Origin of the sequence: Aeromonas sp. FDAARGOS 1417 (genome assembly GCF_019046985.1) — a bacterium.
Lineage (GTDB): Bacteria > Pseudomonadota > Gammaproteobacteria > Enterobacterales > Aeromonadaceae > Aeromonas > Aeromonas veronii.
Window position 1 is genome coordinate 2,974,555 of record NZ_CP077221.1, and the last position, 20,863, is coordinate 2,995,417.

The following is a 20,863-nucleotide window of genomic DNA, read 5'->3' on the forward strand; positions in this document are numbered from 1 at the left end:
AAAAGATGTTAGAACTTCGCAACGTATCGACCCACTACGGCAAAATTCAGGCACTGCACGATGTCAGCGTCGAGGTGAAAGAGGGGGAAATCGTCACCCTGATCGGCGCCAACGGCGCAGGCAAGACCACCCTGCTGATGACACTCTGCGGCGAACCCAAGCCCAGCAGCGGCTCCATCTGGTTTGAGGGGGAACAGATCAGCTCCCTCACCACCGCCCGCATCATGCGCAAGGATATCGCCGTGGTGCCGGAGGGGCGTCGCATCTTCGCCCGCCTGACGGTGGAGGAGAACCTGCTGATGGGCGCCTTCTTCGTCGACAAGGCCGAGCAGCATGGCCTGCTGGATCAGGTGTTTACCCTGTTCCCGCGCCTGCACGAGCGCCTGCAACAACGGGCGGGCACCATGTCCGGCGGCGAGCAGCAGATGCTGGCCATCGGCCGCGCCCTGATGAGCAAACCGCGCCTGCTGCTGCTGGATGAACCCTCGCTGGGGCTGGCCCCCATCGTCATCCAGCAGATCTTCGACACCATCGAACAGTTGCGGCAGAAGGGGATGACCATCTTTCTGGTGGAGCAGAACGCCAACCAGGCGCTCAAGCTGGCCGACCGCGGCTATGTGCTGGAGAACGGCCACGTGGTGCTGCAAGACACGGGCGCCGCCCTGCTGGCCAACCCGGCAGTGCGGCAGGCCTATCTGGGCGGTTAACCCACTGACCCGCATGCCATATCAACAAGGGAGCCGCTGGCTCCCTTATCTTTTGTGGGGTTAGTTTGCGCCCAAGCTTGCGGTACACTGGCCCGTAATCAACCTATTCGCAGGACATCCCGATGGACCAGTTTGCCCATATCAATGCCCATGATGCCCACCAGAAACTGAGCGCGGGTGAAGCCCGTCTGGTGGATATTCGCGACCCGCAATCCTTTGAAGCGGCCCACGCGGTCGGCGCCTTCCACCTTACCAACGGCACGCTGGTGCGCTTTATGAATGAAGTGGATTTCGATACCCCGGTCATCGTGATGTGCTATCACGGCAACAGCAGTCAGGGGGCGGCCCAATACCTGCTGCAACAGGGTTATGACGAGGTCTACAGTCTGGATGGCGGCTTCGAGGCGTGGCGCCGGGAGTTTCCCATCGAGGCAGGCGAGGCATGATCCAGCTGCTGGTGCTCGACAACGCCCGCATGGCACAGGCGCTGGTAGACTATCTGGCTACCCTGGGCATCTCCTGCGAGCTGACCCAGTCCGAGCTGGGGGTCACCATCTGGCTGGCGGACGAGCAACGCCTCGCTCAGGCCCAGCTGGAGGTGAAGCGCTTTCTGGCCGAGCCGGGCCACCCGCGCTACATGGAGGCCTCCTGGCAATCTGGTAGCGCCGATGCCCGCATCGACTACAGCAAGGGGATGACAGATCCCATCACCGACTTCCTCCATCAGGCAGGGCCACTGACGCTGGTGGTCATCATCGCCTGTCTCGCCATCTACGGGATCGAGGCCATCGGCCTGCCCATTTTTGATCAACTGGCATTCCACCCGACGCTGGCCCAGTTCACCGACTGGCAGGCGTGGCGTTATTTCACCCCCGCCCTGATCCACTTCTCGGTGCTCCATCTAGTGTTCAACTTGCTGTGGTGGTGGTATCTCGGCGGCCAGATCGAGCAGCGCCTCGGCAGCGGCAAGCTGCTGATCCTGCTGCTGGTGGGCGCCGCCCTGCCCAATATCGCCGAGTTCTTTGCCAGCGGCCCGCTGTTTGGTGGCCTCTCCGGCGTGGTCTATGCCCTGCTCGGCTACTGCTGGCTGCGCAGCAAGCTGCAACCGGCCTGCGGCCTCACTCTGCCGCCGGCGCTGATGGGCTTTATGCTGTTCTGGATGGTGCTCGGCTTCTTCGACATGCTCGGCACCAGCACGGCCAATATTGCCCACCTGACCGGCCTGCTGGTCGGCCTGCTGCAAGGCTGGCTGGATCGCAACCACCAGCCGACCTGATTTTTCAGCAGTTGCAGAAACGAGAACGCCGCCCCGAAGGGCGGCGTTTTTTTATGGTCTGCGCAGTTATTGCTTGATCAGATTGGGATCGGTCACCTTGACCGCCGCGCCACCGCTCATAAAGAAGCTGGCGAACTGGGTCTGGATCTCGGTGGTGACCGCGCCAGCCTGATCGAAGTTCTCGTCAGGTGCCAGCAGCGAGCTATGGCCCCCTTTCAGGAAGCGCGCAGCATGGTGACCCGCCGGGAGCACGCCGGAACCCTTCAGCTCTTGCAAACCCAGCACCCGGAACAGCGGCTCGGTGCCACCCAGCGGCGCAGAGGCGATGCTGTTGGGGATCACCTGATCCGGCAGATTGAGGGCGCCATCACCAACAATTTCGGTGGCGAACAGCGGGAAGCTCTTGGCGACGCCACTGCCCAGATTGATCGGGTCGGCAGAGTCCAGCACTGACTGGGCGGCAAAGGTATAGCTCTGCAAGGTGCTCGCCGCACCCGCCTGCGTGGCCGCATCCAGACTGGGCAGGAACTCGTTGACGAAGCAAGTGGCGGCAGCTGTTTTGCAATTCGGTGCATAGGCGGTAAAGCCCGCTTTCAGCTCCGGACTGCCCGAGGTAAGCACGCTCATCTTGATGGTCGGCCCGAAACTAGGCGAGTTGAGCAACAACGGCGCGATGCCGCCACCCGGCATCGCCAGACCACCGGTATCGAACTTGAACAGGGCATCAGCCTGAGCACTGCCGGTGGTCTGGTTGGCGACAGCCAGCAGATTGGCCCCAGTAATGGCCCCGAGAGAGTGACCGAGGAAATGCACCTTGAGGCTATTTTTCGCACCAATCGAACCAGCCTGATTGGCCAAGCCGATCGCCAGTCGCAGCCCCAGCAGATCCGCCACGCTCTGTTTCAGGTTGTCCCGCGCCACCGTCAGATAACCCAAATTCAGATAGGGAGTCGGATTCTCGGAGGTGGTGACGGTATCCTTGCTGCCGCTCAAGGCGTAGCCACGCTCACCGTGCAGCGGATGATCGATCACCACCACAGCGACATTTTTGGCTGTTGGTGTGACTTGCAGACCAGCACCGATCTGGCCCAGCGCCAGCGCATAGGCGTTCTCCTTGATGGAGGTAACCCCGTGTTGATAGATGATCACATCGGTAATGGTATTGAGCGGTGCAGCGGCGAAGATCCGCAGCGGTACCGATTGTACTTCGGTCAGGGTCGGCAACGGGTTGAAACGGCCGATATTGCGCTCGGCATCCAGCGGCTTGCCACCGGAGGTGAGAGTCACCCCGATCAGCTTGCTTGCCTCGGTCAGCAGTTCACTCTGACGGCTCGGGTCGGCGATCAGCTCACCCAGCAATGCCGGGTCCACGCCCGCCCCGACCAGCCCACCGATCACCTCGCTATCACCCGCTTTCAGCGCGTTGGCGATGGCATAGAGGCTGGGAATGGCGCCGTGCCAGGATTGGGTCTTGGCCTTGTCCCAGGAGCCGGCTATCGCCGGGGTTGAGAGGAAGTAAGGGAGTTTGACGGTACCGGTATACACCTTGGTCACCGCTGCAACTCCGTTTAGGGTGGCATTAGCCGCCACAGCGGCAGCAATCGCATCACGATCTTTCTGCGGCAAGAATGGCTCATTCGCCAGCTGGGTCAGAAAATCCACCCCGCCATTAAGACCGTTGATGGTATAGGTTGCTGGCAGGCTGGTGTTGCCCTTGGCATCCTGTTTCCAGACGAACGCAGCATCCAGACCATTTTCGACTACCTTAGCTGCTGCCCCCTTCACCGCCAGCAGCACATCGGCACCAGATTGGGTGGCAAACCAGTCGGAGAAGATCACCCGATCGCTGGTGATCCCGGTGGCCGCTTTGAACAGACCTTCCTGCAGCGAGATCAGGCCGTTGATGGTCTGCTCCTGAGTAGTTGCGCCAGCTGTCGATTTGAAGCTGCTGTAATCGCCTCCCGCCTTGAGCGGTGTGCCGCGACTGTCCTTGAGGGCATCGGTCGCCACTATCATGTAGTAAGAAGAGGGATTGAGCGGCTTGAGCGGAACCAGATTGAGCTTGCCGTCCCCGCCAGTGACCACAAAGTCGGTCCCATAAACCAGTGGCTTGCCGCCCTTGACTCCGTTGGGTTGCAGAGTGACCGGATCCAGCGTGAGCTCGAGCAGGTAGAGGGGCGCAACGGCAGAGGCATACTCGCTGGCCGCCGGTGCCGGCACAGAGACACCGGTCACGGTCGCCGGTACCAGCTGGACGGGTTGGGTGGTTGACCAGCCATCCAGGGTGGAGAGGGCAGATACCGGGTTCGACAGATCAGCAGTTTCTGTCGAAAACTTCAGGGTTCCGTCGCTGGCACGGGGGGCCAGCACGCTCGGGCGCACCCCGTTGGCACCACTCAGGACGTAGTCGAGGGAGCTGGTGGTGTCTCCCTTGTTGTCATCTCCACCACATCCGGCCAGCAGGGCGCTGACAACAGCTGCATAAATTAGCTTCTTCTTCATTTTTTATTCTCTTTTTATAGGGTTGTTATCCATCACAAGCCAACGGGGTCATCACGACCTCGACTGCAAAACGTTAACATAAAACCAACACCAAATAAGACTCATGCCGGACAGTTCTGACTCAGCTTTGTGGTGCATGTCATGGTTTCAGGTTAACAAAGGGGCGCAAGGGTAGCAGTTGTGGCCCCATCACCAGACCCGACCAGCCAGCGGGCACCATCACGACTAAAAAGCCGCCGCGATCTCGGCAAAGTGAGGGAATTGTCGGTAGAATGTCCGCCAACGCTTAAGGAGGACATCATGATCGACCCGAAGAAACTGGAAGAGATCGCCAAGCAGGTGCACAACTCCCTGCCGCCCGGCATTCGCAGCATGGGTGAAGAGGCCGAGAAGAAAATGCGTCAGGTATTGCAGGCCCAGCTGGGCAAGCTTGACCTAGTCAGCCGCGAAGAGTTCGACGTGCAGACCAAGGTGCTGCTGCGTACCCGTGAAAAACTGGCCGCCCTCGAAAGCAAGCTGGCTCAGCTCGAGCAGCAGCTCGGCGCCAAAGGCGAATAACAAAAACCCCAGCTCGGCTGGGGTTTTTGCTTTGTATTGAACCTGTAAAAAACATCACACCTGAAGCAGATACCAGGCCCGCTTGCCACGTGCCTTGGCCTCATACATGGCCCTGTCGGCCACCTCCAATGCCTGCCGGAAGCTCAATGGCTCCTCCTCCCACAGGGCGATGCCGATACTCAGCCCCACCCGTTGCGGGCAACCGGGTTTGGGCACATAGCCGTGCATCCGGCTGATCAGGGCGTCAGCCAGTTGCGCCAGGCCATGGCTCGACACATCCCGGTGCAGATGCACCACAAACTCGTCGCCGCCGTAACGGCCGCATAGTGCCGAGCCCGGCATGATAAGGCGCAACCAGTCCGCCATCTGCTGCAACACCAGATCGCCGCAGGCATGGCCCAGCTGGTCGTTGATCCCCTTGAAATCATCCAGATCGATAAAGAGCAGCGCCCCCGCTCCTTGCGGCTGCAGCTGGGCAAACGCCTTGCCAAACCCCTGCCGGTTGAGCAAGCCGGTCAGCGCGTCGCTGTTGGCGCGCTCCGCCAGTCGCTGCTCATAAGCCTTGCGCTGGGTGATATCGATATGGGAGCCCATGATCCGCAGCGGCTTGCCATCGCCATCCCGATCGACGACCCGTCCCCGATCCCACAGCCAGGTGACCTCGCCTTGCGGATTGATGGTGCGGTATTCGGCTTCATAGAAGGGGGTTTTGCCCTCAAGGTGGGCAAAGTAGCTGCCCATGGCATGGGCGCGATCGTCGGGATGGAGCTTGGCGCTCCACTGATCGAAATGAGGGGCCATGTCACCGGCCTGAAAGTTCTGCAGATTGAAGACGCGCAGCTCGCCGGTGGGAATAGTGCCCTGCCAGAGACAGATGCCGGTGCCATCGAGGGCGGCATTGAGCTTCTCCTGCAACAGGCCATTTTCATGCTGCAAAGCGGCGATCTCTGCCTGCAAACGGGCTATTTCACCGCCATGAGGGGACGGGATCAGCGTTGCGACCCGCTCGACAGAGCCGGTCTCTCCCCTGTCATCCTCCGCAGATGCCCTGCCCTCTTCACTCAACACTGCGCCTCCTTGTGCTTGCTCTATGGATGCTCTTGTCAATCCCCCACAAAGATGCCATCAGCTAGGCTCGATTAGTAGCCACTCATAGCCAAAATATTGAAAAATAATGGGATAACGCCGCGATAATCCGCTCATTCGGGATGATCCGGTACTGCGGGAGCCCTAAAAACAAAAGCCCCCGGCAAAACCGGGGGCTGCGTCATCCAAGCGGGGATCCCGTCAGATAAATTCGTAGGCGTCACCAAAGATGCGCTCCGGCTCGGCGCCAAGGATCTTGAACTCCTCCCGCGCGGCACCCGCCATCTCGAAACGGCCGGCGACATAGATGTCGTAGTCGTGGAGGCTGACGAAGTCATCCATGATCGCCTTGTGCACCAGCCCGCTCTTGCCGGTCCAGTCAGCCTCAGGCTCCTGCACCACCGGAATAAAGGTGAGCGGTGCATAGTCACGCTCCCACTGCTGCATCTGCTCCAGCTCATAGAGCCAGTGAGCCTGACGCACACCCCAGTAGAAGAACACCGGACGCTTGCTGCCCGTGTCGATCAGGTACTCCAGAATGGAGCGGGCGTAAGAGAAACCGGTGCCGCCCGCCATCAGGATCAGCGGACGGGGAGATTCATCGCGCAGGAACGCCTTGCCAGCCGGCAATTCGACCTCGATCTCGCCCTGCTCGCGCATGCGGGCCAGCACCTGACCGGCGTAGGCGTTCTCGGGAGTGGCACCGATTTGCAGCTCCAGCACGCCCGGGCGGGTCGGCGAGTTGGCGATGGAGAAGGGGCGCTTGTCCGAATCGCTCATCACCACCAGCAGATACTGGCCCGGCTTGAAGCTGATCGCTTGCTGCGGCGTCAGGGCCACATGCCAGATGGTGTCGACATATTCGCGCAGTTCCTCTACGCGGCATTTGATACGTTGCATTCTTGTCCTTGTGGCGGGCTCGCTCGGCCCGCTTCGCTCATTGTTTCACTATGGAGTGACGACCAGCAGCCCTGGCCCCGTCAGTCGAGAATACTCAAATCAGTGCGGATCGCATCACTTTTTGCAGCAAAGCTGTCATGTTTGCCTCATCCGAGGATATTGAGCTCATCCCAGATGGCATCAACCTTCTGCTTCACCGCCTCATCCTGAACTATGGGCTGACCCCACTCCCGATTGGTCTCGCCCGGCCACTTGTTGGTGGCATCCAGCCCCATCTTGGAGCCGAGGCCGGAGACCGGCGAGGCGAAGTCCAGATAGTCGATCGGGGTGTGCTCGATCAAGGTGGTGTCCCGTGCCGGGTCCATCCGGGTGGTAATGGCCCAGATCACATCCTTCCAGTCGCGGGCGTTGACGTCATCGTCACACACCACCACGAACTTGGTGTACATGAACTGGCGCAGGAAGGACCAGACCCCCAGCATCACCCGCTTGGCGTGGCCCGGGTAACGCTTCTTGATGGTCACCACCGCCATCCGGTAGGAGCACCCCTCCGGCGGCAGATAGAAGTCCACAATCTCGGGAAACTGCTTCTGCAGCAGCGGCACAAACACCTCGTTCAGCGCCAGACCCAGCACCGCCGGTTCATCGGGCGGACGGCCGGTGTAGGTGCTGTGATAGATAGCATCGCGCCGCTTGGTGATGTGGGTGATGGTGAAGACCGGGAACTCGTCCACCTCATTGTAGTAACCGGTGTGGTCGCCATAAGGCCCTTCCGGCGCCATCTCACCCGGCTCCAGATAGCCTTCCAGCACGATCTCGGCACTGGCGGGCACCTCCAGATCACAGCTGATGGCCTTGATCACTTCGGTACGGCTGCCACGCAGCAAACCAGCAAAGGCATATTCGGAGAGAGTATCCGGCACCGGCGTCACCGCGCCGAGAATGGTCGCGGGATCGGCACCGAGTGCTACCACTACCGGGAATCGCTCACCGGGATGGGCCTCCTGCCACTCGCGAAAATCGATGGCACCGCCACGATGATCCAGCCAGCGCATGATCAGCTTGTTTTTGGCGATCTTCTGCTGGCGATAGATGCCGAGGTTCTGGCGCTTCTTGTAGGGGCCACGGGTGATGGTGAGGCCCCAGGTGACCAGCGGTGCCACATCGCCGGGCCAGCAGTGCTGGATCGGGATCTGGTCGAGATCGACCGCATCTCCCTCCTGCACCACCTGCTGGCAGGGGGCGGAAGAGAGGCGCTTGGTCGGCATGTTGAGCACCTGCTTGAAGATCGGCAGCTTCTCCATCAGCTCCTTGAATCCCTTGGGCGGCTCGGGCTCCTTGAGATAGGAGAGCCAGACCCCGACCTGACGCAAGGCGCCCACATCGGGCTGGCCCATGCCCATGGCAACCCGATCTGGGGTACCGAACAGGTTGGTCAGCACCGGCATGGTGTAGCCTTTGGGATTTTCGAACAGCAGAGCCGGGCCACCCGCACGCAGGGTGCGGTCGCTGATCTCGGTCATCTCCAGATAGGGATCTATCTCGCGGGTGATCCGCTTGAGTTGTCCGTTTTGTTCCAGCTGCGCGATGAAATCACGCAAATCCTTGTATTTCATGCAAGTTCCCAACCGGGTTCAGGAGGTCACGCATTATAACCCTGGCTGCCCATCGGGTGTACCCGAATCGGGTAGCAGACTCGGTGCAATGGGTGGCACGTCACGCTGGCCGAGGCGTCTGGCCAGCGCAGAGAGCAGCTGGGGCTCGTCCACCTCCATCAACAGACCGGCCACCAGTGCCCCGTATTGACGGTTGGAGAGTTCCGCCAGCAGGTATTTCTGGGCTTGCAGCGGCAAGGGGGAGAGTGCGCTCAGTTGGCGCAGGGCGGCTCCCTTCAATCCCTCATTGCCACTGGCGGCAATCAGCAGATCGCTGGCAGCGCTGCCGTGATGGAAGCGGTTGATGGTAGAGAGTGCGCGCAGCGCATCCTGATCTGCCGGCCGCCGCCACAACATGCCATAGAGCGCCGGTTCCCCGGTGCGCTGCAACAGATGGAACAACAGGTGATTGTCGGGCAGATAGATATTCTGGCTGGCCAGTGCTTGCGCCTCCCGCATCCAGATCGGTTGCGGCAAGGTGTCGAGGGCCAGCAACAGGGCTTGCTGCTGCATGGCGAGATCGGGGTTACTGCTGTAGTAGATAGACTTTAGCTGGAAGCTGCCCTGGGCAAGCTGCTGCCGATAGCGCTGCATCAGTGATTGCAGCTGCCACTCCCCCAGCAACTGACGGGCCTGCGCGGCAAAATCATAGACAGGTTGCTGCACCAGAAAACCGTCGACCTGCTGCTCCATGAGCCACTCGGGGGCCTTGTCGGCCTGAGCCTCGACCCACTGTTGCAACGCAGGGGATGCAGGGGTGGTAGCGGGAATATCCCGCAGCAGTTGCAACAGCAGGAACTCCCGCCGCTCGCGACTCAGGGTCGCCAGCAGAGAGTCGATGGCTGCAAATTGCCCCTCCTGCAGACGGCCCGCCAGATAGCGCTGGTGCGTCTGCAACGTCTCTGCTGTCACCGCGACCGGAGCACTCTGCGCGCAGGCAGGCATTGCACTCAGCAACCCCAACAATAACCAGAAAACCGGCTTCATGACGTCTCCATCCATGTGACATCGGGATCTCATACTACTAGGGCGGCCGGAAAACAGATAAACAAAAACCGCGACCAAGGCCGCGGTTTCGTCATTTTCTGACCGGACTTACTTCTGCTGGCGCCGCATGGCGTCGAAGAACTCGTCGTTGGTCTTGGTCATCGCCAGCTTGTCGATGAGGAATTCGATACCGTCGATCTCGCCCATCGGGTGGACAATCTTGCGCAGGATCCACATCTTCTGCAGCTCGTCACCGGAGGTGAGCAGCTCTTCTTTACGGGTGCCTGAGCGGGTGATGTCGATGGCCGGGTAGACGCGCTTCTCGGCAATCTTGCGCGAGAGGTGCAGTTCCATGTTGCCGGTACCCTTGAACTCTTCGTAGATAACCTCGTCCATTTTGGAGCCGGTATCGATCAGCGCGGTGGCGATGATGGTCAGGCTGCCGCCCTCTTCAACATTACGCGCGGCACCGAAGAAGCGCTTGGGACGGTGCAGGGCGTTGGCGTCCACACCACCGGTCAGTACCTTGCCGGATGACGGGATAACGGTGTTGTAGGCACGGGCCAGACGGGTGATGGAGTCCAGCAGGATCACCACATCTTTCTTGTGCTCGACCAGACGCTTGGCCTTCTCGATCACCATTTCGGCAACCTGAACGTGGCGGGAAGCAGGTTCGTCAAAGGTGGAAGCGATCACTTCACCTTTCACCATCCGCTGCATCTCGGTCACTTCTTCCGGACGCTCGTCGATCAGCAGAACGATCAGTTCACAGTCCGGGTGGTTGTAGGCGATGCTCTGGGCGATGTTCTGCAGCAGCATGGTCTTACCGGCCTTGGGCGGCGCCACGATCAGGCCACGCTGGCCTTTACCGATGGGGGAAGCCAGGTCCAGTACACGGGCGGTGATATCTTCGGTAGAGCCATTACCCCGTTCCATACGCAGACGTTCGTTGGCATGCAGGGGGGTAAGGTTTTCAAACAGGATCTTGTTGCGGGAGTTTTCCGGGCGGTCGTAGTTGACCTCATTGACCTTGAGCAGTGCGAAGTAGCGTTCGCCCTCTTTCGGTGGCCGGATCTTGCCGGAGATGGTATCGCCGGTACGCAGGTTAAAGCGGCGGATCTGGCTCGGGGAGACGTAGATATCGTCAGGGCCTGCCAGATAGGAGCCGTCTGCACTGCGCAGGAAGCCGAAACCATCGGTCAGGATTTCCAGCACACCGTCGCCAAAGATATCTTCACCACCCTTGGCGTGCGCCTTGAGGATTGCAAAAATAATATCTTTCTTGTGCGCCCGAGCCAGATTTTCCAACCCCATGGATTCGCCAAGCTTGACCAGCTCGGACACAGGAGTGTTCTTTAATTCAGTCAGATTCATAGTGGTGAAAGTCTGTAAGCAAGGATTGAAATGAGGAGACAGTCTGCTGGATTGATGCTGATCGGATTTGATTGCCAGGCTGTGGTTAGCAAAGAGTCAGGCAAAAAGGTTAGCAAACGAGCGATAAACTAGCACCAATCGGGATGAGCGTCTAGGTGATAAAACACAAGGAGCGCATTATTGCAATGCGCTCCTCTTTAATTATTACAGGTTGCCGTCCAGGAACTCTTTCAGCTGAGTCTTGGACAGTGCACCGACCTTGGTCGCTGCCACTTCGCCATTCTTGAACAGCAAGAGGGTCGGGATACCACGAATGCCGTACTTGGGCGGAGTATCAGAGTTATGGTCGATGTTCAGTTTGGCTACGGTCACGCGACCTTCGTACTCTTGGGCAACTTCTTCCAGGATCGGGGCAATCATCTTGCACGGACCACACCACTCGGCCCAGAAGTCGACCAGAACGGCGCCATCGGCTTTGATTACATCTGCCTCGAAGCTGGCATCGCTCAGCTGAACAATCTTGTCACTCATCTCCAACTCCAGTCAGTAATTAAGGCTTTATTGACATATCAACAAAGGCAATAGTTGCCCTATTTGAAATGATCCTGTTTATTATTGCAAGCCTAACCTGATAACCTACCGCCATGAGCAAAACACACTTAACGACCGACAAATTCGCCCAAATGGGCCTCGAACCCGAAGTTCTGGCTGGTCTGGAATCAAAGGGATTTCACTATTGCACGCCCATCCAGGCACTGTCTCTGCCACTGTTGGTAGAAGGTCATGACCTCGCCGGTCAGGCCCAGACAGGAACCGGCAAGACCATTGCCTTCCTGGCCGCGACATTCAACTATTTGCTGACTCACCCGCTGACCAAGCCCCGTCTGGTTAATCAACCCAGAGCCATCATCATGGCACCCACCCGGGAACTGGCAGTACAGATCTATAACGATGCCGACAGCATCGCCGCCTCTACCGGCCTGAAACTCGGCCTCGCCTACGGTGGCGAAGGTTACGACAAGCAGCTGGCCGTGCTGGAGCAGGGCGTCGACATCCTGATCGGCACCACCGGCCGCATCATCGACTACTTCAAGTCCAAGGTGATCGATCTGAGCAACATTCAGGTCGTGGTACTGGACGAAGCGGATCGCATGTTCGATCTGGGCTTCATCAAGGACATCCGCTTCCTGTTCCGCCGCATGCCGCCCGCGACCGAGCGTCTGAGCATGCTGTTCTCAGCCACCCTCTCCCTGCGTGTACAGGAGCTGGCCTACGAACACATGAACCACCCGGAACATGTGCAGGTTGAGCCGGAGCAGATGACCGGCGTGCGGATCAAGGAGGAGCTGTTCTACCCCTCCAATGAAGACAAGATGTTGCTGCTGCTCTCCCTGATGGAAGAGGAGTGGCCGGAAAAAGCGATCGTCTTCGCCAACACCAAGCATGTCTGTGAAGACGTCCATGCCTGGCTGGAGAATGACGGCCACCGCGTCGGTCTGCTGACCGGTGATGTGCCGCAGAAGAAACGGATGAAGATCCTCGAGGACTTCACCAAGGGTGCGCTCGATATTCTGGTCGCCACCGACGTGGCCGCCCGTGGTCTGCACATCCCTGACGTGACCCACGTCTTCAACTATGACCTGCCCGACGACGCCGAAGACTATGTACACCGTATCGGTCGTACCGGTCGTGCCGGCAAGAGCGGTCACTCCATCAGCCTGGCCTGTGAAGACTATGCCTTCAACCTGCCGGCCATCGAGGAGTACATCCACCACGCCATTCCGGTCAGCAAATATGATCGCGAAGCGCTGCTGGATGACGTGACCCCGCCGAAACGGGTGTTCCGCAACCGTCAGCCGGTGAACCGCAACATGCGGGATCGTCAGGGCGGTGGCAACAGCAACAACCGTCGTCGTCCGCCGCGCAAGAGCTAAGGACAGGCCCGTTGCACAACTCGCCTCTCTATGCCGCTATCGACCTCGGCTCCAACAGCTTTCATATGCTGGTGGTGCGCGAGGTCGCCGGTGCCCTGCGCACCGTCGCCAAGGTCAAGCGCAAGGTTCGGCTCGCAGCAGGGCTTGATCCGGAATATCGTCTCAGCCGTGCCGCCATGGAACGGGGCTGGGACTGTTTGCGTCTCTTCTCCGAACAGTTGCAGGACATCCCGGCCGACAATATCCGGGTGGTGGGCACCGCAACCTTGCGGCTTGCCACCAACGTCGACGAGTTCCTCAGCGAAGCGGAACGGGTACTCAACCACAGCATCGAGATCATCTCGGGCGAGGAAGAGGCCAAGACCATCTATGAAGGGGTCTCCTGGACCTCGGCCGGGGAAGGCAACCGGCTGGTGATCGACATCGGCGGTGCCAGTACCGAACTGGTGATTGGCGAGCACAGCGAAGCGAAACTGCTCAACAGCCTGCACATGGGCTGCGTCACCTGGCTCAACAATCACTTCGGTGATGGCGAGCTCTCCGAAGCCCGTTTCGAGCAGGCGATTGCTGCCGCCAAGGCGGTGCTGGAGAAGGTGGCGGAAGATTACCGCGCCCTCGGCTGGCGCACCTGTGTCGGCGCCTCCGGCACGGTACAGGCGCTGCAAGAGATCATGCTGGCGCAAGGGAAGAGCGAACGGGTCACCCTGCCGAAACTGCAGGAGCTGATGGGTCAGGCAATCGCCTGCGGCAAGCTCGACCGGCTGCAACTGGAAGGGCTGGCGGCCGAGCGGCTGACCGTGTTCCCCTCCGGTCTCGCCATCCTGATCGCCATCTTCGAAACCCTCGATATCGAGAGCATGACCCTCGCGGGTGGCGCCCTGCGTGAAGGACTGATCTACGGTCTGCTGGGTAACAATCACGACTGTGATGCCCGGGATCGCACCGCCGACAGCCTGATCAGCCGTTATCAGCTGGATAAAGAGCACGCTGAACGGGTGCGCGATACCGCCGTCGAGGCGTTCAACCAGCTGCAACCGGCCTGGCGACTCTCCAAACGCTACGGTCGTCCGATCTTGCGTTATGCCGCCCTGCTGCACGAGATCGGCCTCTGTATCGAATACAAGAAGGCGCCGCAACACGCTGCCTACATCATCGACAACATCGACATGCCGGGCTTTACCCCTGCGCAAAAGAAGCTGTTGTCGGCCCTGCTGTTCAACCAGCGGGACGAATTCAAGCTGGAACCGCTGGAGAAACAGGGTGCAGTCACCGGTCGTCAGGCGATCCGGCTGGCCCGTATCCTGCGCATCGCGCTGATCCTCTGCATGCGCCGTACCCAGGGTACAGTGCCCAGCTTCACCCTGCAGGCAGAAGAGGAGTCACTGACCCTGACCCTGCCCAAGGGCTGGATGGATGAACACTACCTGCGCGCCAGCGAGCTGCGCTTTGAAGTGGAACGCCAGCAGAAGATGGGCTGGCCGACCCGAGTACAGGAAGCCTGACTCAGCAACCTGCCTGTTTTGGAGCCGATCATGCCGGATTATCAACCCATCAGCTGCGATCTCTACGACTGGCTCGAAATTGCCGCCAGCTGGCAACTGCCGGTGACCCTCACCAGTCGCGATGGTCGCCAGTGGAATGACAAGATCCGCACCATCGAAGCCAGCGAAGGGGTCGAGTATCTGCTGCTGCACAGTAGCGAGCGGCTCAGTCTGGCGGAACTGGCGACCCTGCGCCTGAACTGGCAAGGGGAAGAGAAGCTGATCCGCTTCGCGCCAACCAACTGAATCCAGTAAGAAAAAGAAGGGCCAACATGACGTTGGCCCTCCTTTTTGCATCTGCGACTCACTCCGGCTGTTAACCCGCCGCCAACGCCGCCATCACGTAGACATCGAAGCGGTTGCTCTTGGTCTCGATGGCCATGCTGGGCTTCTGTTCGTTGAGCCAGCCGGCGTAATCCGGCCGCTTCACCACCACCCGCTTATCAGCCATCTTGAGCGCGGCAGGCAACAAGGCATCCGCATCGAGATCCGGCCCTACCAGCGACTGGAACACCCGCATCTCTTTTTTTACCAGCGCCGACTTCTGCTTGTGCGGGAACATGGGGTCGAGGTAGATCACCTCGGGCCGCTCCGGCAGCGCCAGCAGGTTGTCCACCGCCGGGCCTTGCAGCAGGTGCATCCGCTCGCTGACCCAGGGGCCAATCTCGGGATCCTGTGCCGCCCGCGCCAGCCCGTCCTGCAACAGAGCAGCCACCACAGGGCTGCGTTCGATCAGGGTCACCTTGCAACCGAGAGAGGCGAGCACGAAGGCATCGCGCCCCAGCCCGGCAGTGGCATCCACCACGGTCGGAGTGGCACCGGCCTTGAGCCCCACTGCCTTGGCGATGGATTGACCGCGACCGCCGCCAAACTTGCGGCGATGCGCCACCGCCCCTTCCACGAAGTCCACATAGACGGCACCCAGCTTGGGTTCATCCAGCTTGCGCAGCTCCAGTCTCTCTTCAGTCAGTACCAGCGCAAACGGAGCCGGAAACTCCACGTCGGCAAGGCGTAAACGCAGGGCGTCGAGCTCGCCATCACGGGCGGGGACTTCACTGAAAACCTGAATATGGGGCATAGGAGACAGACTCATGGCACGTACAGAAGCGGCCATGATAACAGAAGCGGTGGATCAGCTCACGACAGTGAGGTTCATCCCCTGACGGTTGAGAGCGAGGTAATCAATGAGATCGTCATAGGCTAGCGGGCGGCTGAGCAGATAACCCTGGGTGAAGGCACACCCCTTCTGGCAGAGGAAGTTGAGCTGCTCGCGGGTCTCAACCCCCTCGATCACCACCTGCATGCCCAGGTTGTGCACTATGTTGATGATGCCATCGAGCAGCATCCTATCCTGCTCGTTGAAGGGGATATGGCGCACGAAGGAGCGGTCGATCTTGACCAGATCCACCGGGAAAGTGCGCAGATAGTTGAGGGCCGAGTAGCCGGTACCGAAATCGTCGATGGCCAGCTTGCAGCCCGCCTCGCGCAGGGCATCGATCCGCACTCTGTGCTGATCGCTGCTCTCCATCAGCAGAGATTCGGTGATTTCGATGACGATGTCGGCAGGATCGAGCCCGAAGTGCTGGATCACCTTGAGCCACTCACTCGCCTCGGGGTCGATGGTCTGGAACTCCATGGTGGAGCGGTTGATCGACATCTGCAGATCAGGGAAGCCGGATTGCTGCAACCGCGCCAGATCCCGGCACGACTGCCACAATACCAGCGCCCCCAGCCCCTGAATCAGACCTGCCTCTTCCGCCAGCGGAATAAACTCGGCAGGGGAGACCTGTCCCCAGTGGGGGTGATACCAGCGCACCAGCGCCTCCAGCTTGGCGACCCGTCCGCTGCGATTGTCCCAGATGGGCTGATAGGCCATGGTCAGCTGCTCCAGCTTGATCGCTTCGGCCAAATCCTGCTGCATCTGGTGGCGCTGGCGCACCTCTTCCCGCATGGATGAGCAGTAGGCACCGAGCAACCGTCCCTGTCGCTTGGCCGCAAACAGCGCCTGTTCGGCATTGCGCAGCAGCTCGTCGCTCTCGCTGCCATCGACCGGACAGAGAGTCATGCCGATGGTCGCGGTCACATAGAGATGCTGGTTGGCCAGCATAAAGGGACGGGCAAAGCTGCCGATCACCTGCTTGGCAAACACCTCGGCCTGACGGCGGGTGACGATGCCGGGCACCAGGAACGCGAACTCATCGCCACCGATACGGGCCACCAGATCTTCGGTGCGTACCCGGCTCACCAGTCGATCCGACACCTCTCGCAGCAGGGCATCGCCAGCATGGTGATCCATGCTGTTGTTGACCGCCTTGAAGTTGTTGAGGTCGAGTACCATGAGCGCGAAGCGCTCGCCCCGCTCGCAGAAGCGGGTGAGGCAGCGGCCAAACAGCCAGCGGTTGGGCAGGCTGGTAAGGTTGTCGTAGTTGGCCTGGGTCGCGATCTTCTGCTCTGCCACCTTGGTCTGGGAAAGATCGCTGAAAATGGCGATATATTGCTGAATTTTGCCAGCTTCGCGCAGGGTGCTGATCATCAGCTGCTGCGGATAGAGCTTGCCGTTCTTGCGCTTGTTCCACACTTCGCCACGCCACACCCCCACTCGCTCCAGCGCATGGTACATGTCGGCATAGAAGGTCTGATCGTGCAGCCCGGACTTGAGCATGCTGGGACGCTGGCCCCGCACCTCGTCGCTGCTGTAGCCGGTGATCTGCTCGAAGGCCGGGTTGACCGAGATGATGCGGCTGTCGGCATCGCACACCAGAATGGCCTCGGAGAGGTTGTCGTAGACCCGGTGAGAAAGCTTGAGCTGCTCCGCATGGCGCTTGAGGGGATCGATATTCTCCAGCAGCACCATCAGGTAGTCCGGCTGCTGCTGCTCGTCGCGGATCAGGGTGACAGTCACCCGCCCCCACAGGATCTCGCCCCCCTTGCAGAAGTAGCGCTTCTCCTGGGTGAAACTGCTGCGCTCGCCGCGCCGGATCTCTTCGTAGCACTCAAGGCTGCGCTGCCAATCCTCCGGGTGATTGATGTCGGAGATGGAGCGATGAAGCAGCTCGTCGAGGGGATAGCCCAGCATCTTCTCGATAGCCGGATTGGCCCAGAGAATGCGGCCGGTGAGATCGAGCTTGCCGATCCCCACCGGGGCCTGAAACAGCATGCTCTGCAGCACATGAGGGGTATCAGGTAAGAGTTGCGGCAGCTGGCGTTGCAGCATCAAGGCCAGTTCGCGACCGGCCAGCGGCCCCAGCAACCGGAGCAGCCCCATCACCTTGGTCATATTGGCCTGCGGCTGACGATAGAGCAGGCAGCAGATACCTATGGTTTCGCCATCCGCATCCTTGAGGGCGATCCCGGCGTAGGCCTGGGCTTGCCACGCATCGGCAAGCGGCATCGCGGGGAACAGCTGCAACAGACGATCGCTGAACCAGGCTTCCCCCTCCTGCCAGGTAATGGCATCGGGAGAGTCAGTGATTGGCAGCGTCAGGGTATCGGGGTCAAGAGAGGAGGGATGGGCAGCCTGAACCGTAAGATGGGAAGCATTTGATTCCCTGCTGGCGATCAGGACGACATCAGCCATCACAGCAGCGGCGATTTCACTCACAAAGGTATCGAAATATCCCTGGCCGCTCGAATGAGCCAGACTTGAGATGATTTGATAGACGGAATCGAGTGCTCGCCTCATGGCAAGTGGCTTTCTCTCCTTGAAGGTTAGAACACGACTCTACTGAAGAGCCGTGGGCAGTGCAAATATGCAATCAGCAAGATATTAAAAAGCCTTGAAAAAAGGGACCAAAAGGTCCCTTTTTGTCGCAGAAATCACGACTCGATCCCACTATGCCGCAAAACAGTGTACCTGCTTGAAGCTCACACAGGCGGCGGGTCAGGAATCTCAGGCGGCGATCCCGCTGTGTCGCAGCAGTGCATCCACCTTGGGCTCACGACCACGGAAGGCTCGGAACAGCTCCATCGGCTCCTTCGAGCCCCCCTTCTCCAGAATATTCTTCAGGAAGGATTGGCCGGTCGCCGGGTTGAAGATCCCCTCCTCCTCGAAGCGGGAGAAGGCATCGGCAGAGAGCACCTCGGCCCACTTGTAGCTGTAGTAGCCCGCCGCATAGCCGCCCGCGAAGATGTGGGAGAAGCTGTGCTGGAAGCGGTTGAACGCTGGCGGCGTCATCACTGCTACCTGACTGCGCACCTCATCCAGCAGCGCCGGGAGCTGTGCCGGATTGGCCGGATCAAACTCCTGATGGAGACGGAAGTCGAACAGGGCGAACTCCAGCTGACGCAGCATCTGCATCGCAGCCTGGAAGTTGCGGGCGGTCAGCATCTTCTCCAGCAGATCGGCAGGCAGCGGCTCGCCGGTCTCGTAGTGGCCGGAGATAAAGGCCAGCGCCTCGGACTCCCAGCACCAGTTCTCGAGGAACTGGCTCGGCAGCTCCACCGCATCCCAGGCCACGCCGTTGATACCGGCGACACCGGCCACGTCGATACAGGTCAGCATGTGGTGGATACCGTGGCCAAACTCGTGGAACAGGGTGACCACTTCGTTATGGGTGAACAGTGCAGGCTTACCATCCACCGGGCCGTTAAAGTTGCAGGTCAGGTAGGCCACCGGCTTTTGCAGTGAACCATCCTGACGGTAGCGACGACCCAGACAGACATCCATCCAGGCCCCGCCCTGCTTGTGCTCGCGGGCGTAGAGGTCTAGGTAGAAGCTGCCGCGCAGCTCGTCGTCGGCATCGAAGATATCGTAGAAGCGCACGTCCGGGTGCCAGGTGTCGATGCCGAGGCGCTCGCGCACCTTCATGCCGAACACCCGCTTCACCACTTCGAACAACCCCTTCACCACCTTGCTGGCGGGGAAGTAGGGGCGCAGCTGCTCGTCGGAGATGGAGAACTTGTGCTGTTTGAGCTTCTCGGCGTAGTAGGCGAGATCCCAGGCTGCCAGCTCACTCTGACCATGCTGTTCGGCGGCGAAGGCGCGGATCTCCTCCAGCTCGGCCTTGCCTTGCGGCAGGGATTTGGCCGCCAGATCGGTGAGGAAGCTCACCACCTGTTCGGTCTTGTCCGCCATCTTGGTGGCCAGGGAGAGCTCGGCATAGTTGGCAAAGCCCAGCAGCTGGGCCAGTTCGCGACGCAGGGTGAGCAACTCGCTCATGATGGCGGAGTTGTCCCACTTGCCCGCATTAGGGCCCTGATCGGAGGCGCGAGTGGTGAAGGCTTCGTACATCTCGGCGCGCAGCTCGCGGTTGTCGGCATACATCATCACCGGCAGATAAGAGGGGATATCCAGAGTGAACAGCCACCCCTCTTTGCCTTTAAGTTCAGCCATCTGGCGGGCAGCGGCACGCACACTGTCGGGCAGACCGGCCAGCTCGGCTTCATCGGCCACCAGCTTGTGCCAGCCCTGGGTGGCATCCAGCACGTTGTTGCTGAAACGGGAGGCCAGTTCGGAGAGGCGGGCCTGAATTTCGCCGTAACGCTGCTGCGCCTCGGCAGGCAGACCGATGCCGGAGAGGCGGAAGTCACGCAGGGTATTCTGGATCTCCTTGCGCTGGGCGCCGCTGAGCAGCGGGAAATCATCGCTCTCGGAGAGGGCCAGATAGGCCTGATAGAGCCCTTCATGCTGACCGACATAGGTCTGGAATTCGGAGAGCAGCGGCAGGCAGGCGTCATGGGCCTCGCGCAGCGCTTCGCTGTTGAGTACGGAGTTGAGGTGGCTGACCGGCGACCAGATCCGTGACAGGCGGTCATTTACCTCTTCCAGCGGGGCAATCAGGCTATCCCAGGTATGGGGATCACGCTGGGCCAGCACATCGCTGATCTTCTGCTTGCAGTCAGCAATAGCCTGAATCACGGCAGGCTGAACCTGCTCCGGCTTGATCTGGCTGAAAGGGGGCAGCGAATCCATTGTCAGCAAAGGGTTATTCATCCCGGTTACCTCTTGTTTGGTCTTGAACAGACCGCTTTAGCAGCTCTGTATGGCTTTCTAACATGTGGCCAAGCCACGCAATAATCAAGCGGGAATCCACCTCTCGGCACTGTTTTCCCCTCTTTGTGAGCTCAAACACCTCTCTGCCAGATACTGGACGGCAACAGCATGAATAATCGGTACTTTTTTGCTCTTTTTGCGGCTTTTTCAACTCTCGAACCACAAGGAAGCAGACCAAATCCAATCGACAAAAGAGTAGGTTACAGCGGCCTATCACCGGCCATTTCCATGCTTGGAAAATAACCAATAAACAAGTTAATAACCAAAACAAATCATGCACATACATTGATTAATTTGTTTTTAAGTGCATATCATAAGCAGCCTGTTACTCAGGTCACTTGATTCTCTGTG

The 20,863-nt window shown here is 59.8% G+C and carries 17 protein-coding genes; 7 read left to right on the forward strand and 10 right to left on the reverse strand.

What is annotated here, in order from left to right:
• Positions 1-5 precede the first annotated feature (5 nt).
• The 3 genes from I6L47_RS13665 to glpG all read left to right on the forward strand — a co-directional run bounded on the left by I6L47_RS13665 (position 6) and on the right by glpG (position 1,983).
• Positions 6-707 carry an ABC transporter ATP-binding protein gene (locus tag I6L47_RS13665; RefSeq protein ID WP_005342433.1) on the forward strand — a complete coding sequence of 234 codons (702 nt, stop codon included), beginning with the start codon at positions 6-8 and terminating at the stop codon, positions 705-707.
• A gap of 122 nt (positions 708-829) precedes the next feature.
• On the forward strand, positions 830-1,153 hold the full coding sequence (gene glpE, locus I6L47_RS13670) for a thiosulfate sulfurtransferase GlpE (protein WP_005355913.1): 324 nt from the start codon (positions 830-832) through the stop codon (positions 1,151-1,153).
• Positions 1,150-1,983, forward strand: coding sequence for a rhomboid family intramembrane serine protease GlpG (glpG, locus tag I6L47_RS13675; protein ID WP_157161665.1), 834 nt, complete (start codon positions 1,150-1,152; stop codon positions 1,981-1,983). The genes glpE and glpG overlap by 4 nt, the downstream gene beginning before the upstream one ends.
• A gap of 66 nt (positions 1,984-2,049) precedes the next feature.
• Here glpG and I6L47_RS13680 read toward each other — a convergent pair whose 3' ends face one another.
• Positions 2,050-4,485 carry a VolA/Pla-1 family phospholipase gene (locus I6L47_RS13680; RefSeq protein WP_216947624.1) on the reverse strand — a complete coding sequence of 812 codons (2,436 nt, stop codon included), beginning with the start codon at positions 4,483-4,485 and terminating at the stop codon, positions 2,050-2,052.
• Positions 4,486-4,785: 300 nt separating this feature from the next.
• Between I6L47_RS13680 and I6L47_RS13685 the strand changes: the two genes are divergently transcribed.
• The gene (locus I6L47_RS13685) at positions 4,786-5,043 is read left to right on the forward strand and encodes an accessory factor UbiK family protein (protein WP_005339429.1); all 258 of its coding nucleotides are present in this window, start codon (positions 4,786-4,788) and stop codon (positions 5,041-5,043) included.
• A 54-nt stretch (positions 5,044-5,097) separates the two neighbouring features.
• Here the strand turns inward: I6L47_RS13685 and I6L47_RS13690 are convergent, their stop codons facing one another.
• The 6 genes from I6L47_RS13690 to trxA all read right to left on the reverse strand — a co-directional run bounded on the left by I6L47_RS13690 (position 5,098) and on the right by trxA (position 11,576).
• Positions 5,098-6,111 carry a sensor domain-containing diguanylate cyclase gene (locus I6L47_RS13690; RefSeq protein ID WP_127008319.1) on the reverse strand — a complete coding sequence of 338 codons (1,014 nt, stop codon included), beginning with the start codon at positions 6,109-6,111 and terminating at the stop codon, positions 5,098-5,100.
• 219 nt (positions 6,112-6,330) lie between these two features.
• A complete protein-coding gene (gene fre, locus I6L47_RS13695; protein ID WP_005339423.1) occupies positions 6,331-7,029 on the reverse strand; it encodes an NAD(P)H-flavin reductase in 699 nt (232 codons plus the stop codon).
• Between the two features lie 146 nt (positions 7,030-7,175).
• Entirely contained in the window at positions 7,176-8,645 is a 1,470-nt protein-coding gene (gene ubiD, locus I6L47_RS13700; RefSeq protein WP_005339421.1) for a 4-hydroxy-3-polyprenylbenzoate decarboxylase, read from the reverse strand.
• A 33-nt stretch (positions 8,646-8,678) separates the two neighbouring features.
• Positions 8,679-9,671, reverse strand: coding sequence for a hypothetical protein (locus I6L47_RS13705; protein WP_216947625.1), 993 nt, complete (start codon positions 9,669-9,671; stop codon positions 8,679-8,681).
• Between the two features lie 108 nt (positions 9,672-9,779).
• Positions 9,780-11,045, reverse strand: coding sequence for a transcription termination factor Rho (gene rho / locus I6L47_RS13710; RefSeq protein ID WP_005339417.1), 1,266 nt, complete (start codon positions 11,043-11,045; stop codon positions 9,780-9,782).
• Between the two features lie 204 nt (positions 11,046-11,249).
• Positions 11,250-11,576: a thioredoxin TrxA gene (trxA, locus tag I6L47_RS13715; RefSeq protein ID WP_005339416.1), complete on the reverse strand. Its 327-nt coding sequence runs from the start codon at positions 11,574-11,576 to the stop codon at positions 11,250-11,252.
• A 113-nt stretch (positions 11,577-11,689) separates the two neighbouring features.
• Between trxA and rhlB the strand changes: the two genes are divergently transcribed.
• From rhlB to I6L47_RS13730, 3 genes are read left to right on the forward strand one after another with little or no spacing between them, the layout of a single operon-like run.
• On the forward strand, positions 11,690-12,979 hold the full coding sequence (gene rhlB, locus I6L47_RS13720) for an ATP-dependent RNA helicase RhlB (RefSeq protein ID WP_005339414.1): 1,290 nt from the start codon (positions 11,690-11,692) through the stop codon (positions 12,977-12,979).
• 11 nt (positions 12,980-12,990) lie between these two features.
• A complete protein-coding gene (gene gppA / locus I6L47_RS13725) occupies positions 12,991-14,481 on the forward strand; it encodes a guanosine-5'-triphosphate,3'-diphosphate diphosphatase (RefSeq protein ID WP_216947626.1) in 1,491 nt (496 codons plus the stop codon).
• 30 nt (positions 14,482-14,511) lie between these two features.
• The gene (locus I6L47_RS13730; protein ID WP_216947627.1) at positions 14,512-14,766 is read left to right on the forward strand and encodes a Rho-binding antiterminator; all 255 of its coding nucleotides are present in this window, start codon (positions 14,512-14,514) and stop codon (positions 14,764-14,766) included.
• A 70-nt stretch (positions 14,767-14,836) separates the two neighbouring features.
• Here the strand turns inward: I6L47_RS13730 and I6L47_RS13735 are convergent, their stop codons facing one another.
• From I6L47_RS13735 to prlC, 3 genes are all read right to left on the reverse strand, one after another.
• Complete coding sequence (locus tag I6L47_RS13735) at positions 14,837-15,589, reverse strand: class I SAM-dependent methyltransferase (protein ID WP_139428982.1); 753 nt, start codon at positions 15,587-15,589, stop codon at positions 14,837-14,839.
• 63 nt (positions 15,590-15,652) lie between these two features.
• Entirely contained in the window at positions 15,653-18,202 is a 2,550-nt protein-coding gene (locus tag I6L47_RS13740) for a bifunctional diguanylate cyclase/phosphodiesterase (RefSeq protein WP_216947628.1), read from the reverse strand.
• A gap of 207 nt (positions 18,203-18,409) precedes the next feature.
• A complete protein-coding gene (prlC, locus tag I6L47_RS13745) occupies positions 18,410-20,452 on the reverse strand; it encodes an oligopeptidase A (protein WP_216947629.1) in 2,043 nt (680 codons plus the stop codon).
• Positions 20,453-20,863 lie beyond the last annotated feature (411 nt).